This is a genomic window from Pseudomonas tohonis (assembly GCF_012767755.2).
Lineage (GTDB): Bacteria > Pseudomonadota > Gammaproteobacteria > Pseudomonadales > Pseudomonadaceae > Metapseudomonas > Metapseudomonas tohonis.
This window is the reverse complement of the sequence record NZ_AP023189.1, coordinates 1,364,574-1,380,101: the sequence shown is the minus strand read 5'-3', so window position 1 is coordinate 1,380,101 and position 15,528 is coordinate 1,364,574. Positions and strand designations below refer to the sequence as shown.

Sequence of the window (15,528 nt, the reverse complement as noted above, 5' to 3'; positions counted from 1 at the left end):
GTTACAGCATGCATCAATTGACCCTGGCCGAGATCGCCCGCGCGCTGGCCGCCAAGGAATTCTCCTCCGAGGAACTGAGCGGCGCCCTGCTGGCGCGCATCCAGGCCCTCGACCCGCAACTCAACAGCTTCGTCACCGTCACCGCCGACCAGGCGCTGGAACAGGCCCGTGCCGCCGACGCCCGTCGTGCCGCCGGCGAGCACGGCGCCCTGCTCGGTGCGCCGATCGCCCACAAAGACCTGTTCTGCACCCAGGGCGTGCGCACCAGCTGCGGCTCGAAGATGCTCGACAACTTCACCGCGCCCTATGACGCCACCGTGGTCGAGAAGCTCAAGGCCGCCGGCACCGTCAGCCTCGGCAAGCTGAACATGGACGAGTTCGCCATGGGCTCCTCCAACGAATCCAGCCACTACGGCGCCGTGAAGAACCCCTGGGCGCTCGACCGCGTCCCCGGTGGCTCCTCGGGCGGCTCCGCCGCTGCCGTCGCCGCGCGCCTGGTGCCTGGCGCCACCGGCACCGACACCGGCGGCTCGATCCGCCAGCCCGCCGCCTTCACCAACCTCACCGGCATCAAGCCCACCTACGGCCGCGTCTCGCGCTGGGGCATGGTCGCCTACGCCTCCAGCCTCGACCAGGGCGGCCCGCTGGCCCGCACCGCCGAGGACTGCGCCCTGCTCCTGGGCGCCATGGCCGGCTTCGACCCGAAGGACAGCACCAGCGTCGACGCCCCGGTGGACGACTACCTCGCCGCCCTCGCCCAGCCCCTGGCCGGCCTGCGCATCGGCCTGCCGAAGGAATACTTCGGTGCCGGCCTCGACGCCCGCATCGGCGCAGCCGTTATGGCCGTGGTCGAGGAGCTGAAGAAGCTCGGCGCCACCGTCAAGGACGTCTCGCTGCCCAACATGCAGCACGCCATCCCCGCCTACTACGTGATCGCCCCGGCCGAGGCCAGCTCCAACCTGTCGCGCTTCGACGGCGTGCGCTTCGGCTACCGCTGCGAAGACCCCAGGGACCTGACCGACCTGTACAAGCGCTCCCGCGCCGAAGGCTTCGGCAGCGAAGTGAAGCGCCGCATCATGGTCGGCACCTACGCGCTCTCCGCCGGCTACTACGACGCCTACTACCTGAAGGCGCAGAAGATCCGCCGCCTGATCAAGAACGACTTCGTCCAGGCCTTCGAGGGCGTCGACCTGATCCTCGGCCCGACCACGCCGAACCCGGCCTGGAAGCTGGGCGAGAAGAACAACGACCCGGTCGCCCAGTACCTCGAGGACATCTACACCATCACCGCCAACCTCGCCGGCCTGCCGGGGCTGTCCATGCCCGCCGGCTTCGTCGACGGCCTGCCGGTGGGCGTGCAGCTGCTCGCGCCCTACTTCCAGGAAGGACGCCTGCTCAACGTGGCCCACCAGTACCAGCAGGTCACCGACTGGCACAAACAGGCCCCGGCCGGATTCTGAGGACGACACACATGCAATGGGAAACCGTGATCGGGCTGGAAATCCACGCACAGCTCAGCACCCAATCGAAGATCTTCTCCGCCAGCGCCACCACCTTCGGCGCCGAGCCCAACACCCAGGCCAGCCTGGTTGACCTGGGCATGCCCGGCGTACTGCCGGTGCTCAACGCCGAAGCCGTGCGCATGGCCGTGAAGTTCGGCCTGGCGATCGACGCCGAGATCGGCGAACGCAACGTCTTCGCTCGCAAGAACTACTTCTACCCGGACCTGCCCAAGGGCTACCAGACCAGCCAGATGGACCACCCCATCGTCGGCAAGGGCCACCTGGACATCACCCTGGACGACGGCACCACCCGCCGCATCGGCATCACCCGCGCGCACCTGGAAGAAGACGCCGGCAAGAGCCTGCACGAAGACTTCCACGGCATGACCGGCATCGACCTCAACCGTGCCGGCACCCCGCTGCTGGAGATCGTCTCCGAGCCGGAGATGCGCAGCGCCAAGGAAGCCGTGGCCTACGCCAAGGCGATCCACGCCCTGGTGCGCTACCTCGGCATCTGCGACGGCAACATGGCCGAAGGCTCGCTGCGCTGCGACTGCAACGTCTCGGTCCGTCCCAAGGGCCAGGCCGAGTTCGGCACCCGCCGCGAGATCAAGAACGTCAACTCGTTCAAGTTCATCGAGCGCGCCATCAACACCGAGATCGCCTGGCAGATCGACGAGCTGGAGTCCGGCCGCAAGATCGTCCAGGAAACCGTGCTCTACGACGTGGCGGCCAACGAAACCCGCTCCATGCGCAGCAAGGAAGAAGCCAACGACTACCGCTACTTCCCCTGCCCCGACCTGCTGCCGGTGGTGATCGAGAAGAGCTTCCTCGACGAAGTCCGCGCCCAACTGCCGGAGCTGCCGGTGCAGAAGCGCGAGCGCTTCGAGAGCCAGTTCGGCCTCTCCGCCTACGACGCCAGCGTGCTCTCCGCCAGCCGCGAGATGGCCGACTACTTCGAGGCCGTGCAGCGCACCTGCGGCGACGCCAAGCTGGCCGCCAACTGGGTGATGGGCGAGCTCTCCAGCCTGCTCAACAAGGACGGCCTGGAGATCGAGCAATCGCCGGTTTCCGCCGAGCACCTGGGCGTCATGATCCTGCGCCTGAAGGACGGCACCATCAACGGCAAGGCCGCGAAGACCGTGTTCGCCGCCCTGGCCGAAGGCGAAGGTTCGCCCGACGAGATCATCAAGGCCCGCGACCTGGTGCAGAACACCGACAGCGGCGCCGTCGAGAAGCTGCTCGACGAGGTGCTCGCCGCCAATGCCGAACAGGTCGAGCAGTACCGCGCCAGCGATGAAGCCAAGCGCGGCAAGATGTTCGGCTTCTTCGTCGGCCAGGCCATGAAGGCGGCCAAGGGCAAGGCCAACCCGGCCCAAGTGAACGAACTGCTGAAGAAGAAGCTCGAAGCCTGAGCCCGCTAGCCCAGTGGGCCCCGCACATGCGGGGCCCACTGGGTGATGGCAGGGCAAAAGGACCGATTCGCCTCCATCAGGTGACGCCATGCAGCGACTGCTCTGCCTTCTCGCCTTCTCCGGCCTCATGACCGGCTGCTCCTACATCCCCTTCGAACGCGACAGCGACACCCCGGGCGACTACCGCGCCGAGGGCCGCGCCTCCTTCTACGGCGCCCGCCACCACGGCCAGAAGACCGCCAGCGGCGAACGCTTCGACCAGAACGCCCTGACCGCCGCCCACCGCACCCTGCCCTTCGGCACCCGGGTCAAGGTCACCAACCTCGACAACGACCGCAGCGTGGTGGTCCGCATCAACGATCGCGGCCCCTATGCCCGCACGCGGATCATCGATGTCTCGAAGAAGGCCGCCGAAGCGCTGGGCATGATCCGCTCGGGCGTGGTGCCGGTGCGCGTCGAAAGCCTCCGATGAACCCAAGCAGGAAACCGCTATGAGCGAAGCACGCAAACCCGGCGTCCAGGTCCGCCGCGAAGTCATGGGCGACGCCTTCGTCGACCGCGCCCTGGGCAATGCCACCGAATTCACCCAGCCGCTGCAGGACTTCGTCAACGAACACGCCTGGGGCGGCGTCTGGAACCGTGAAGGGCTGGACCGCCGCACCCGCAGCCTGATCACCCTCGCCGCCCTCACCGCCCTGAAATGCCCCCAGGAGCTCAAGGGCCACGTGCGCGGCGCGCTGAACAACGGCTGCACCGTGGAAGAGATCCGCGAAGCGCTGCTGCACTGCGCCGTCTATGCCGGCGTCCCCGCCGCCATCGACGCCTTCCGCGCCGCCCAGGAAGTCATCGACGCCTGGCAGGCCGACCAGAAGGCCTGAGCCCTTCCGAGGTACAGACCCGTGGGAGCGAATTCATTCGCGATGCTCTTCGTAGGGTGGGCTGGGCGGCGCGCCGCTTCAGTCCACCGCCTCTCCGGCGCCTGGCTGATCATCGAGGCCTGCTGAAGCCTTCTGGAAGGAACCCTGGTCGCAGAGCCCAACCTTCTTCGCTTGGTTTGGAAGAGTGCGCTCGTTGGGTTTCGGTGGGCTGAAGCCCGCCCTACGCAACGGTCATGTCCGAGCGATGCGGCATGTGCAGGGGCGACTTCAATCGCCCAGCGGCGCGCAGCGCCGCCAAACACCTACCGATCAGGGATAACTGAAGCTCTTCACCAGGGTCAGCTCCCCCGGCTGGCGCATGGGCACGAGGAAGCTCTGCTGCTTCTCGTTGGGCGTGCCCTCTTCGCTGATCACGGTGATCTGGCCGATGGTCAGCGCCTGCCCCGGCGAACTGCTGCCGTCCTCGTCGTTGCGGTAGCCGCCGCCGTAGTAGTTCACGTAGACCAGGTACTGGCCCTTGAGCGGGGTCGGGGTGGCGATCATTTCCGGGCCGTAGCCGGTGGTCACGTCCACGTCCAGCGCCGCGCCGTTGGGCAGGGAGCGCTCGCCGTACCAGACATGGCCGCCGTCCGGGGTCACCAGGTGCAGGTCCAGGTCGGTGTTGTCGCTGTCCCAGGACAGCACCACGCGCAGGCGCGCCGAAACCCCGCCGCGGCCGAGGCTGTAGAACTGCACGCGGCGCTTCTGCTGGCCGTCGGGGCTCTGCACCTCGACGCTGTTGCTGCCGGCCGGGAACACGAAGGGACGGTCGAAGCCGCCGTCCTCGTTGATCTTCAGCGGCATGTCGATGCCGTTGACCACCAGCCGGCCCGGGCCTTGCGGCGCCTTCGACAGGCCGCTGATGGCGCCCTTGATCCGCGCGGTATCGGCCTGGTCCTCGGCGACGTTCACCGAGGACGCGGGGTAGTTGACCTGCTGCATGAAGTGCGCGCCGTCGCCACTGCCCTCGCGCCAGCCGCCGCGAGGCGTGTCGATGCGCACCTCGGCACTGGCGGCCAGGGGGATCAGGCTGAGAAGCAGGGGGGCGAGGTATCCGGGGCGCAGGCGCATGGGGTCATTCCAGTAACAGGTGGCGGGCGAGGCGTTCGACATAGTCTTCGTCCTGGCCATTGGGGTGGGCCTCGAAGGCCAGGTGCAGGTATTCGTGGGTCAGGTCGAGGCGGTCCTGCAGGGAGAACAGGCCGCGCACGAAGATGCGCCGCCGCTCGCGGTCGACATGGGGCTTGCCGGAGGCCAGGCGGCAGACGGCGAACTGCTGGATCTCGTCGTAGCCGGGCTCGCCGTCCAGGGTGGCGCGCCAGCCGCGACGCTGCGTGCGCAGCCACTCCTCGGCGTTGGGCAGCGCCTGGCAGGCGGCCACGAGCTTGTCCCAGCGGCTGAGGCTGGCACGGGGGAAGGCGCGGGCCAGGATGGCGTCATAGCGCAGGCCTTCGCCGGCCTGCTGCACCGCCTGCTGCCAGGCCAGGCGATCCGGGCCCGGCTTGTCGCTGTGGTAGGTGACCGGGCTGCCGGCCAGCACCAGGTCGGCGGTCCAGGCGACGATGGCGCGAGCCTCGGGCGTGGCCGGGCGCGGTGCGACGCGCTGGCTGGCGCTGCTGTCGTCGATGGTCAGGCAATCGCCGCGACGACCGGCGTTCTGCTGCAGGTAGCTGCGGATGGCCACGGCCAGGGCCTTGGCCGCTTCCGCCGGCTGCGCCGAGGCCTCGCGCTGCAGTACGCGGGCCACGTAGTCCTCGCGCTGCAGGTGGGCGGTGAGCTGCAGGGCATCGCCCTGGCGCTCGAGGAACAGCTCGCCGTCGCTCTCGATGGGCAGGCGGTTGCCGTTGGCGAACTCCACCTCGTAGCGCCCGCGGAGCATGCCCGGCTCCACCGCGGCCGCTTGAGCTTCGTGGCGCACCTGGCGCACCGGGTAGCGGGTGAACAGGCCGACCTCGACGCAGGCACCGGTTTCCGCCGGCCAGGTCGTGGGCAGCGTCTGCCCGAGCACGTCGGCGTACTCCTTGAGCACGCGCTGGCTGGTGCCCGGGCCACCGGCCCAGATCGGCGTGCCGTCGGCCAGCCAGCCGGCGAAACCACCCTGGCGCGCCTGGGCATCGCCATCGGCGAGCCAGCTCCAGGTCTTGGCGCGCAGGCGCCCGCCAAGGGCACCCAGCGCGGCGGAATCGGGCGCGGCCAGGGGCACGTCGAGCAGCACCTGGCGTGCCTGGGCCTGGGCCGGCAGGTGCGCCAGTTCGTCCAGCAGCTCGCTCACCGGCACCCGCGCCTGCGGCTGCAACTGGTCCAGGCGCTGCAACCAGCCGGCGCCCTGGCGCTCGCGCCAGTAGCGCGACCAGTCGGCGGGGTCGAGGTGCAGGTCGGGGGAGGAGAAATACAGGCCGCAGGACTTCACCAGCGCCTGGTCCCGGTCGATGCGCTCGCCGGGATTGCAGCAATAGACCTCGTCGCGGTCCTGGCCCTTGCACTGGTAGCCGGGGTCGGGACGCGCGTTATCCACGAGGTAGGCGTAGACGAACAGTTTCCACAGGCTGCCCAGGGGCGTCTGGCGCTCGGCGGGCAGGGCCCCGCGCGTGAGCACCCGGCTGCGGTCCAGCTGCAGCAGCTCGTTGCCCTGGGGCCCACGCCAGGCGAGGCTCAAAGGCGCCTCGCCGGCGTGCAGCAGCGGGGCCGCCAGCATCAGCAGGGCCCCGGCCAGGTGTCGCGTCCTAGTCAACCTTGATCCGTCCGAGCGCCGGTTCGCTCTCCAGCGCCTGCTCCTGGGGAGCGTAGAGGCGCTGGTAGCGGGCCGGCGGCAACTCGAAGGAGCCTTTCTGCGAGAAGCGCACCAGGTGCTGCAGCACCACGCTGCCCTGCAGGCTGTCCACCGGCACCGCGTAGAGCAGTTGGCCCGGCTCGTTGCGTGCGCGCTCCAGGGTCTCGGCTTCCTCGCCACCCAGGCCGGAGATCTTGATGCCCCAGGTGGTGCGCTCGACATCGGCGCCCGGCGGCAGCGGCACTTCCAGCATGCCGTAGCGCAGCGCGCGCTCGCCCTTGCTGGTGAGCACGATGGTGTCCAGGTAGAGGTCGTCGCTGGAGATGTCCTCCGGCTTCACCTCCTCGGCGGTGAAGCTGAAGGGCTCCTCGCCGGGCACCAGGCGCATCAGGCTGCGGGAGATCTCCACGTCCAGCTTCGCCGGGGCGGCCTGGGCGCTGTTGAAGTCCAGGCGCACGTCCACCGGGTGCGGCAGGTCGTCCGGCAGTTCCAGTTCAGCGGGCACGCCCTGGCCTTGCCACAGCCAGTAGCCTTCGCCGCTGGTGCCTTCGGCCGCGCGCCAGTCGCCCTGGGGCTTGAGCGCGATCGCCTCGTCGTCCTGGCCGAGGGAACGTTGCAGCCAGGTCAGCGCCAGGGCGCGTTCCAGGGTGGCCTGGCCAGGCGCCAGGCGCTTGAGCAGCGCGGCGGCGCGTTGGCGATCGGCACCGTTGACGTACAGGCCGACGGCCTCGGTGAAGGGTTGCTGGCTGGCGGCCAGGCGCTCGCGGGCGGCAGCGGCCTGGGCGGCCAGTGCGTCCGGCACCTTGGCCTGCACCTGGCGCGCCAGGCCGAGGGTGAGCACCCGCGCGGTGGCGAGGCCCAGGGCCGAATCCGGCGCGGCCATGACCAGGCTCTGGCTGCCGTCGTCCGACAGGGCCTGGTCGCTGCCCTCCCCGGCGGCCGCCAGGTCGGCCATCAGGCCTTCCATCAGGGTGTTGACCGGCAGCTGCATCTCGCGGGCGAAGCCGAGGATCAGCGCGCGTTGCAGCAACGGCGTGGTCGGCGCCTGTGCGGCGTAGACGTCCAGCACCCGCTGCCAATGTTCCGCCGGCAGCTGCACCTCCAGGGCGCGGCTGGCGTACCAGTCGGCGTAGTAGGCGTAGGCGGTGAGGAAGGCATCGGCATCCGCCTCGTCGCCCCACCAGGTGAAGGACGCTTCGGGGCCGGCCATCTGCACCAGGCGCAGGCGGCTGTTCTGCATGATCAGGCGCAGGCGGTCGCGCACGCGCGGCTCGCCCTGGGCCAGGGTCGGGTAGGCCAGGGACAGCGGCAGCAGGCGGCTGGCGGTCTGCTCGACGCCGCCGTAGGGGTAGCCGAGCAGGTCATCGAGCGCGCCCTTGAACAGGGAGCGGCCGCTGTCGTCGAGGCGCAGGCGGATGGCGCTGGCGTCGGCCGGCAGGCCCAGTTCGGTCTTGCCGGCATAGGCGACGACGGTCTTCGCCTGGGCGCTCTGCCAGCCGCTGGCGGCCAGGTGCAGGGCGACGTCGAGGGCGTCGACGACCTGGCCGTCCTGAACCAGCTCGGCGTGGAAGTCGCCATTCACCAGGGCGGTCTCGGCCAGCGGCAGGTAGTTGATGCCCTTGGCCAGCTCCACCGGAGTGCGCTGTTCCTGGCCGTTGTAGCGGGTCACCAGCTCGGCCTTGGCACCGGCTTCGCCCTGGTTGAAGGCGAACAGGCCGAGGGCCGGCTTGTCACCGCCACGGTAGGTGGCCGGGCCGCTCCACTTCAGGTACAGCGGCTTCTCGGAACGCACGAACTGGCGCTTCTGGCCAACCTGGCCGTCGGCGTTGACGGCGCGGGCGGTGATGCGCCAGCGGGTCAGCGAGTCGGGCATGCGGAAGCTGAAGCGCGCCTTGCCGTCGGCATCGGTGACGAGGTCGGGCTGCCAGGCGGCGGTGTCGACTTCCTCGCGGCGCGGGCGCTCCAGCACCTTCACGCCGCGGTCGCTGCGGTTCGCGCGGCCCGGGGCGCTGGGCGTGCCGGGCAGGGCCAGGTCGTAGGCGATGAACGACAGGCTGGCGCTGGTGCGCACGTTGTTGCGACGCGGGTGGTAGAAGAACTGGTCGATGCCCGGGGCGATCTCCGGCTGCAGCGCGTAGATCATCTCGTCCACCACGCTGACGGTGAGGCGCGAGGCGGTCGGCTTGCCGGCGTAGCGGGTGGTCAGCTCGACGGTGACCAGGTCGCCGGGGCGGGCGGTTTCCTTGTCGGCGACGATCTGGATGTCGATCTGCGGCGTCGCCACCTTGATGCCGGCGTTCTGGAAGCTGTAGTCGCCGCCACGGGTGTAGAGCGCGGAGAAGGTGATGTTCGGCGAGAAGGTCTCGCCCACCGGGATGCGTGCGCGGTACTGGGTATCGGACAGGCGCTCGATCTTCAGCCAGTCGCCGCCCTTGGACAGCAGCGCGGTGGCCTCGACCTTGTCGCGCTCCAGGGTCAGCAGCGCGTCGCTCACCGGCTCCGGGAAGGTGATCAGGGCCAGGGCCTCGTCACCGGCCTGGTACTCGGCCTTGTCCAGAACGATCTCGATGGTGCCGGCCACGGCCTTGACGCCATCGCCGCTCACCGAGTGGCCGGTGGCACCCAGGATCAGCCCGTGCTCGTCCTTGAGGGTGATGCTGTAGGTGCCGGGGCGCTCGAACTTGAGGTCGAAACCTTCGTCCCCTTCGCCCAGGCTGCCGCTGTGGCTGCTCTGGTCCTCCAGGCGTACCCAGTCGTAGCGCGCGGGCTTGAGCTCGGTCGGGCGCTCGCTGCGGTAGGTGAAGCGCACCGACTCGCCGGCGCTGCTGAAGCGCTGCGGGGCGGTCAGGGCGTAGCGGGCGGCGCCACGCTCGATGAGGATTTCCTTGCTGGTCTTGACCCGGTATGCGGCGCCATCGCTGGCGAACACGGTGAGCAGGTAGCGGCTGGGCTTCTCGGCCGCCGGCAGGTCGATCTCGGCACGGCCCTTGGCGTCGGTGGTCAGTTCGCTGGTGCTCAGCTCGATGGGGAACTGGCCGAGGTACTGCAGTTCGTTGTCGATCATCGACAGCTGCTGGGCGCGCAGGCTCAGTTGCAGCTTGGCGTTGGCCACCGGCTTGCCATCCGGGTAGAGCAGCACCAGGGCGCCCTTGACCGGCTCGCCGGTGCGGAAGTCGGGCTTGGCCAGGTCCAGCGACACCTCGAAGTGCGGCTTGATGTACTCGGCGACGCGGAAGGCGCTGCTGTAGATCTGCTCGCGGTAGGTGAAGCGCAGCTCGTAGCCGCCGGCCACGGCGTTCTGCGGCAGCTGGAAGCGGCTGGAGGTGCCGGACCTGGAGTCCAGGTTCAGGTCGAGGGTCTGCAGCTGGGTGCCGTTGGCATCGAGCACCGCGAGCTTGATCGGTGCGGCGCTTGGCGCCACCGAATCACGGGCGTTCTTGAACTCGCGGCCGACGATCTTCACCTCCACCCAGTCCCCCGGGCGGTACAGCGGCCGGTCGGTGAAGGCGTAGAGCTTGGTGTCGTAGATCTCGCTGTCGTAATAGAAGTTCTCGGAGACGAACACGCCGCCCTCGGCATCCTCGCCCAGCAGGTAGGAACGTTCCGGGCTGGCATGGCCGAGGCGCAGCAGGCCCTCGGCGTCGGTGCTGCCGCTGGTCATCACGCCCAGGCCGTCGGTCCACAGCACCTTGGCCCCGGCGACCGGGGTGCCCTGGTGCTTGTGCGCCGTCCATACCAGCAGCTCGCCGCCGGCGATCTTGCTCACGGCGACGGTGTTGGAGACGAACACCACGGTGGTGGCGCGGTACTTGCCGACGATGGCCTCGGCCAGGTACAGGCCCGGCTTGAGCTTGCCCAGCGGGATGTAGACGTTGCCCGGCTGGACGTTGGTGAACTGGCTCGAGGAGCCGGCCAGCTCGACGCCCTTCGGCGGCTCGATGGGCTTGGCTTCCCACAGCGGGTAGCGGAACTGCTCGACCAGGGGCAGGCCCTTCATGGGCGCGTACTGCACCTGCGGGGTGAATTCGGTGGGCTGGCGGATGGCGTCGCCCATCTTCAGCTCGGGCGCTTCCTCGGTGACCTGCTTGCGCGACTCGTAGGAGAAGGCGCGCTGCATCACCCGCCGCGACTTGCGGTACCAGTTGTCCCACAGGTAGCCGAGGGTGTTGGACAGGCCCTCGCCCTTGAAATCGCCCTCGGCGACCACCCGGTGCAGGTTCTTCTGACGCTTGAGGAACTCCAGCGGGTTGTCGATGCGGTACACCCGCACGTCGACACCGCCGTAGCCTTCCATGCGGTAGCGGCGGTAGTCGCGGCCCGGTGCCTCGAGGCGCACCTTGGCGACCTCGTCGGCGGCGAAGCTGCTGTCGGCCAGGAGGAAGAAGGATTCCCCCGAGAGCGGCGTGTAGCCGCTGGAGGGCACTTCGTCATCGGCCTGGCTGCTGCCGAAGGGCAACGCCAGGGCGAGCAGGGCCGTCGCCGACAGGGTGGCGGCGCGGCGCAGCAGGCGGGCGGCAGTCATCGGGAGAGGAAGTGCAGCCGATAGATGCCGATAAAGTTGGGGTTGGATTCGTCGGGGATCCATCGGGTGTCCTTCCATGTCATGAGTTGTTGCAGGCTCACGGAGCGCATGCCGTTATCGGTCGGCGTGGTGGTTCCGGTGTGGTACGCGATGTCGCGCCCCATCCAGATCATCAGGTGCTGCTCGTCGCCCTGGTCGAAGAAGATCAGGTCGCCGGGCCGCGCCTGGTTGAGGTCACGGCCGGCGAACCGGCTGTTGTACTGGATCAGCTTGATGGCATTCACATAGGGCCCGACCTTGCCGCCACCCTGTTGCCAGGTCTGCGCCAGGCGGCGCTGGCCGTCGGTCAGGTCCAGCTCCGGCGGCAGGTAGCGGTTGGACAGGCCGTTGGCGCGCAGCCACTTGCCGTCGTGGGGCTTGAGCGCCTCGTTGGCGGCGAAGCGCACCAGGCCGGCACAGTCCTGCTGGTGCCAGCGCGGGCTCGGCCCCTGGCGCAGCTGTTCCTGGGCGATGCGCACGAACCAGGCGCGGAACACCTGGGACTGCTCGGCGTCCAGTGCGGGGACGTCCTCGGCGCGCACGGCCAGGCTCCACGCCATCAACAGCGCGGCAAGGCCCAGCGGCAGGCGAGCCAGGGTACGGGTCACAGCGGGCGCCACTCCAGCGGCAGCCATTGCCAGTCGGAACCGGTCTTGGTGCCCGCAGGCAGCGCCAGGGCGTACTTGCCATGGCCACCGAGGGCCCGCAGCTTGGGCAGCAGGTGGGTTTCGGCGGCGTTGCGGAACACCGGCTCGTAGTTGCTCGGCAGGCTGTCGAGGGTCTCGCGCTCGAGCAGCTTCGACAGGCCGTCGGGGGCCATGAAGGCCGGCACCAGGGCGTCCTTGGGCAGGGTCTCGGCCAGCGGCGGGAAGCGCTTGTCGAGGGTATCCAGGCCCTTGGTCACCAGCTTGTCGTCGAGGGAGAACAGCAGGGTGTCGCCATGGCGCGCCAGGCTCACGCGGAAGAAGCCGCTGGAACCCAGGGCGTCCGGGTTGGCGTTCTCGCTGGCCGGGTACTGGCCGAAGTTGGAGCCGACATCGCGGGTCCAGCGGCGGGTCTCGCCCTGGGTCTGGTCGTCCACCGGGAAGCGGCCACCCTCGACATAGGGCTCGTAGGCGCCGATCACCGAGCCGAACAGGCCCTCGATGGCGGTATCGAGCTCAGGCGTCACCTTCTCGCCCAGTAGGGTGACCAGCAGCGGCGAGTGCAGGCGCGATTCGGCGTACCAGCACAGGCCGGCCGATCCGTTCAGGCGCTTCTCCAGCTCGGCGGCGACCTCCTTGCCGGCGCCGACGCGGTCCAGCAGCTTGCCGGGCACGCCCGGTGCCACCGGTAGCGCCACGCAGGCACTGGCGCCCATGGGCATGGCCTTCCAGATGGGGGCGAAGTCGAAGGCCGGCTGGTCGTCGACGTCGTTGAGGGCGACGTAGCTGTGCCAGCCCTTGTCGTCCATCTCGAAGCGCAGCCCGGCGAAGGACGGGAAGAAGCGCTGGTAGCCGAAGGCGACGTACTCGCCGCCCAGGGCGATGCGCTGCTGCTCGGTGCCGCGGGCATCCAGGCCGAAGCGCTCGGGGAAGGGGTTCTCGCCTTCCAGCAGGGATTCCACCGATTCGGTGGCGTCCTTGGCCAGTTGGCCGGCTTCATCCATCAGCATGCCGGGGCTGGACAGCACCAGCAGCTTGTCGCCGTGGCTGGCCAGCAGCACGGAGCGATCGCCCAGGTAGCTCAGGCGGTAGAGCGGTACGGAGTCGCCGTCCACGCGCAGCTCGCCGGCCTGGCTCAGCTGGCTGTCGTCGAGGGCGACGTGGGCCAGGGGCTCCAGCACCCGCGCCAGGCCACCGCGCTCGATGGTCAGCAGCACATGCTTGAGCTTGCCGTCGGCGCCGCGCCACAGGGCGACTTCGGCGGGCTGGTCGAGCAACTCGTCCAGCAGCGTGTCCTGTAGCTTGAGGTCACGCTCGTAGATGATCCGCCGCAGGCTGCCGGACAGCCCGAGGCGGTCGGCGTTGTCCTGGTAGTAGAAGACGAAGTCCTCGGTGAGGGTGTCGCGCAGCAGCGGCACGGCGAGGATGTCCTTGGGCAGGCGGCTCAGCGAGACGCTCTCGATCAGCGCATCGGGGCGCTTCAGGTCGAGGCCCAGGGCGCTCTTCTCGGCCAGCTCGCGCGGCGGTTCCTTGGAGCACCCGCCCAGCAGGCCGAAGGCGGCCAGCGGCAGCAGCAGGCCGGCGGCCAGGGCGCGCGGGTGGCGTGCCAGGGCCGGGCGGCGGGCCGGTTCGGGTGTGGTGGTCTGGCTCATGTCGAATAACCCCAGTTCATCCAAGCGTCGGGACATCAGAAATTGAAGGATTTGACGAGCAGCAGCTCGCCGATGGCACGCAGCGGGACGAGGAAGGTCTCGCGTTTCTCATTCACGGTGTTCTCGTTGAACACCAGGCTGATCTGCGAGGTGATCACCTCGTTCTGGTTGCTGCCGGCGTCGAAGTTGTAGCCGCCTGCGCCCAGGTTGCCCCAGTAGTTGACGTACACCAGGTAGGTGCCGTGCAGCGGCGCGGTCATGGTGAACATCTCCGGCCCCGGGCCATCGACGCTGTCGGTGTCCAGGCCGCCGCCGTTGCTCATCACCGGGTCCGCCCAGAAGGCGTGCTGGCCGTCGGGAGTGACGATGTGCAGGTCGAGCTCGGCCTTGGGGTCGTCCCAGCCGAGCACGACGCGCAGGCGCGCGGGCGTCCGATGGGTGTTGGCCTCGTAGAACTGCACGCGCTTGACCGACTTGCCATCACCGGACACCAGCTCGACGCCGTTGGAGCCGGCGCCGAAGGCATAGGGGCGGACGAAGCGGCCCTGGTCGTCGGTGTAGAGCGGCAGCGGGTTGCCATTGACCACCAGGCGATGCGGCTGGCGTACGTGGCCGAGGTTGGCCAGGCGGCCTTCGATCAGGGTGCGGTTGCGCTGGCCGCCTCGGTCGATGGGCGGCGTGGGGTAGGCGACGGCGGGGTTCTCGCTGCGGTCCAGCAGCCCGGCGTAGCGCCAGCCGGCGGTCGGCCCCTCCAGCGTCGCGGCCGGTTCGGCGGCCTGGGCCATGGAGGCCAGGAACGTCAGGCAGAGCAGGAGGGGGGCGCGCATGTTTAATCCTTTAATGGCGCAAAGGCGCTGATGCTAGAGCCTCACGGGGGAGCGCGCAATCCGGGGCGTCGAGGAGTCGGAAGTCCCTCACAATTTGAAACATCTCACCCCGGAAAGCTAGATCAGCCCCATCAGCTGCAACGTCAGCAGGCCGAGGTTGGTGGTGACCACCGCCGCCAGGGTGGTGATCACGATGATCGCCGCCGCCAGCTCGTGGTTGCCGTTCACCGCGCGCGCCATGACGAAACTGGCCGCCGCCGTGGGGCTGGCGAAATAGAGGAAGAGGATCGCCAGCTCGGCATTGCGGAAGCCGCAGACCCAGGCGCCGACCGTGGCCACCAGGGGCAGCCAGACCATCTTCATCAGGCTGGCGCTCATCGCCATCGGCCCGCTCGCGCGCAGGGAGGCCAGGGACAGGGTGCCGCCGATACAGATCAGCGCCAGGGGCAGGGTCATCTGCGCGAAGTACTCGCCGGATGTGACCACCCAGGCCGGCAACGGCAGTTGCAGGTAGGCCACCGGGATGGCCGCCAGTACGCCGATGATCAGCGGGTTGCCGAGGATGCTCTTGAACAGGCTCCAGGGGTCGGTCTTGGCGTTGGGCGCGTAGAGAGCCAGCACCACCGAGGACAGGGTGTTGTAGCAGAGGATCACCACGCCCCCGAGCACCCCGCCCACCGAGAGCCCGTAGTCGCCGTACATGCTGGTGGCCAGGGCCAGGCCGATGATGCCGTTGTTGCCACGGAAGGCGCCCTGGGTATAGACGCCGCGGTCCGCCTTCGGCACCCGCCAGATCGCCCAGAGCCAGGCCAGGCCGAAGCACACCAGCGTGGCCAGGACGAAGTAGCCGATCAGCCGCGGCTGCAACGCGGTGCGCAGGTCGGCCTGGACGATGGCGAGGAACAGCATGGTCGGCATGGTGCCGCGAAAGACCAGCGAGGAGGCGGTATCGATGAAGGGAGCGTCGATCCAGCGCAGGCGCCGCAGCAGCACACCGAGGAAAAGCATGGAAAAGACCGGCGCGGTGATGCCGATGATTTGCTGGACGACGGCGAACATGGAGGGGCCTGGCGCGCGGGGATAGTTAGGCGGCTAAGGATAACCAAGTCGGGGCGGGAAGTGGCTTTCACGAAGCTTTCAGGGCAGAGAAGAGCCAGCCCTTGGCGTCAGGGGAAAGCCCGATCGCGAATGAATTCGCTCCTACAAAGCCCAGCCGAGCCAGCATGCGGGCATGATCGCT

General features: G+C 69.0%; 11 protein-coding genes. 4 read left to right on the top strand and 7 right to left on the bottom strand.

The window, feature by feature from the left end:
- The first annotated feature begins 8 nt into the window (after nt 1-8).
- The 4 genes from gatA to HSX14_RS06370 all read left to right on the top strand — a co-directional run bounded on the left by gatA (nt 9) and on the right by HSX14_RS06370 (nt 3,795).
- On the top strand, nt 9-1,460 hold the full coding sequence (gene gatA / locus HSX14_RS06385) for an Asp-tRNA(Asn)/Glu-tRNA(Gln) amidotransferase subunit GatA (protein WP_173173234.1): 1,452 nt from the start codon (nt 9-11) through the stop codon (nt 1,458-1,460).
- An 11-nt stretch (nt 1,461-1,471) separates the two neighbouring features.
- Complete coding sequence (gene gatB, locus HSX14_RS06380) at nt 1,472-2,917, top strand: Asp-tRNA(Asn)/Glu-tRNA(Gln) amidotransferase subunit GatB (protein WP_173173236.1); 1,446 nt, start codon at nt 1,472-1,474, stop codon at nt 2,915-2,917.
- A gap of 88 nt (nt 2,918-3,005) precedes the next feature.
- Nucleotides 3,006-3,389, top strand: coding sequence for a septal ring lytic transglycosylase RlpA family protein (locus HSX14_RS06375; protein WP_173173238.1), 384 nt, complete (start codon nt 3,006-3,008; stop codon nt 3,387-3,389).
- Between the two features lie 19 nt (nt 3,390-3,408).
- On the top strand, nt 3,409-3,795 hold the full coding sequence (locus HSX14_RS06370) for a carboxymuconolactone decarboxylase family protein (protein ID WP_173173240.1): 387 nt from the start codon (nt 3,409-3,411) through the stop codon (nt 3,793-3,795).
- A 309-nt stretch (nt 3,796-4,104) separates the two neighbouring features.
- Here the strand turns inward: HSX14_RS06370 and HSX14_RS06365 are convergent, their stop codons facing one another.
- The 7 genes from HSX14_RS06365 to HSX14_RS06335 all read right to left on the bottom strand — a co-directional run bounded on the left by HSX14_RS06365 (nt 4,105) and on the right by HSX14_RS06335 (nt 15,347).
- Nucleotides 4,105-4,905: a YfaP family protein gene (locus HSX14_RS06365; protein WP_173173242.1), complete on the bottom strand. Its 801-nt coding sequence runs from the start codon at nt 4,903-4,905 to the stop codon at nt 4,105-4,107.
- Nucleotides 4,906-4,909: 4 nt separating this feature from the next.
- Nucleotides 4,910-6,529, bottom strand: coding sequence for a DUF2300 domain-containing protein (locus tag HSX14_RS06360; protein WP_173173593.1), 1,620 nt, complete (start codon nt 6,527-6,529; stop codon nt 4,910-4,912).
- 28 nt (nt 6,530-6,557) lie between these two features.
- A complete protein-coding gene (locus HSX14_RS06355; protein ID WP_228723547.1) occupies nt 6,558-11,126 on the bottom strand; it encodes an alpha-2-macroglobulin family protein in 4,569 nt (1,522 codons plus the stop codon).
- On the bottom strand, nt 11,123-11,800 hold the full coding sequence (locus HSX14_RS06350) for a DUF1175 domain-containing protein (protein WP_111263666.1): 678 nt from the start codon (nt 11,798-11,800) through the stop codon (nt 11,123-11,125). Before HSX14_RS06350 ends, HSX14_RS06355 begins: the two co-directional genes overlap by 4 nt.
- Complete coding sequence (locus HSX14_RS06345; RefSeq protein ID WP_173173246.1) at nt 11,770-13,461, bottom strand: DUF2138 domain-containing protein; 1,692 nt, start codon at nt 13,459-13,461, stop codon at nt 11,770-11,772. Before HSX14_RS06345 ends, HSX14_RS06350 begins: the two co-directional genes overlap by 31 nt.
- Before the next feature lie 35 nt (nt 13,462-13,496).
- On the bottom strand, nt 13,497-14,288 hold the full coding sequence (locus HSX14_RS06340) for a YfaP family protein (RefSeq protein WP_173173248.1): 792 nt from the start codon (nt 14,286-14,288) through the stop codon (nt 13,497-13,499).
- A gap of 117 nt (nt 14,289-14,405) precedes the next feature.
- Nucleotides 14,406-15,347: an AEC family transporter gene (locus HSX14_RS06335; protein ID WP_173173250.1), complete on the bottom strand. Its 942-nt coding sequence runs from the start codon at nt 15,345-15,347 to the stop codon at nt 14,406-14,408.
- Between the last annotated feature and the right edge of the window lie 181 nt (nt 15,348-15,528).

Excerpts from the sequence above, each read along its gene's own strand:
- gatA (WP_173173234.1), top strand. The coding sequence starts at position 9 with ATGCATCAATTGACCCTGGCCGAGATCGCCCGCGCGCTGGCCGCCAAG.
- gatB (WP_173173236.1), top strand. The coding sequence starts at position 1,472 with ATGCAATGGGAAACCGTGATCGGGCTGGAAATCCACGCACAGCTCAGC.
- HSX14_RS06375 (WP_173173238.1), top strand. The coding sequence starts at position 3,006 with ATGCAGCGACTGCTCTGCCTTCTCGCCTTCTCCGGCCTCATGACCGGC.
- HSX14_RS06370 (WP_173173240.1), top strand. The coding sequence starts at position 3,409 with ATGAGCGAAGCACGCAAACCCGGCGTCCAGGTCCGCCGCGAAGTCATG.
- HSX14_RS06365 (WP_173173242.1), bottom strand. The coding sequence starts at position 4,905 with ATGCGCCTGCGCCCCGGATACCTCGCCCCCCTGCTTCTCAGCCTGATC.
- HSX14_RS06360 (WP_173173593.1), bottom strand. The coding sequence starts at position 6,529 with ATGCTGGCGGCCCCGCTGCTGCACGCCGGCGAGGCGCCTTTGAGCCTC.
- HSX14_RS06355 (WP_228723547.1), bottom strand. The coding sequence starts at position 11,126 with ATGACTGCCGCCCGCCTGCTGCGCCGCGCCGCCACCCTGTCGGCGACG.
- HSX14_RS06350 (WP_111263666.1), bottom strand. The coding sequence starts at position 11,800 with ATGGCTGCCGCTGGAGTGGCGCCCGCTGTGACCCGTACCCTGGCTCGC.
- HSX14_RS06345 (WP_173173246.1), bottom strand. The coding sequence starts at position 13,461 with ATGAGCCAGACCACCACACCCGAACCGGCCCGCCGCCCGGCCCTGGCA.
- HSX14_RS06340 (WP_173173248.1), bottom strand. The coding sequence starts at position 14,288 with ATGCGCGCCCCCCTCCTGCTCTGCCTGACGTTCCTGGCCTCCATGGCC.
- HSX14_RS06335 (WP_173173250.1), bottom strand. The coding sequence starts at position 15,347 with ATGTTCGCCGTCGTCCAGCAAATCATCGGCATCACCGCGCCGGTCTTT.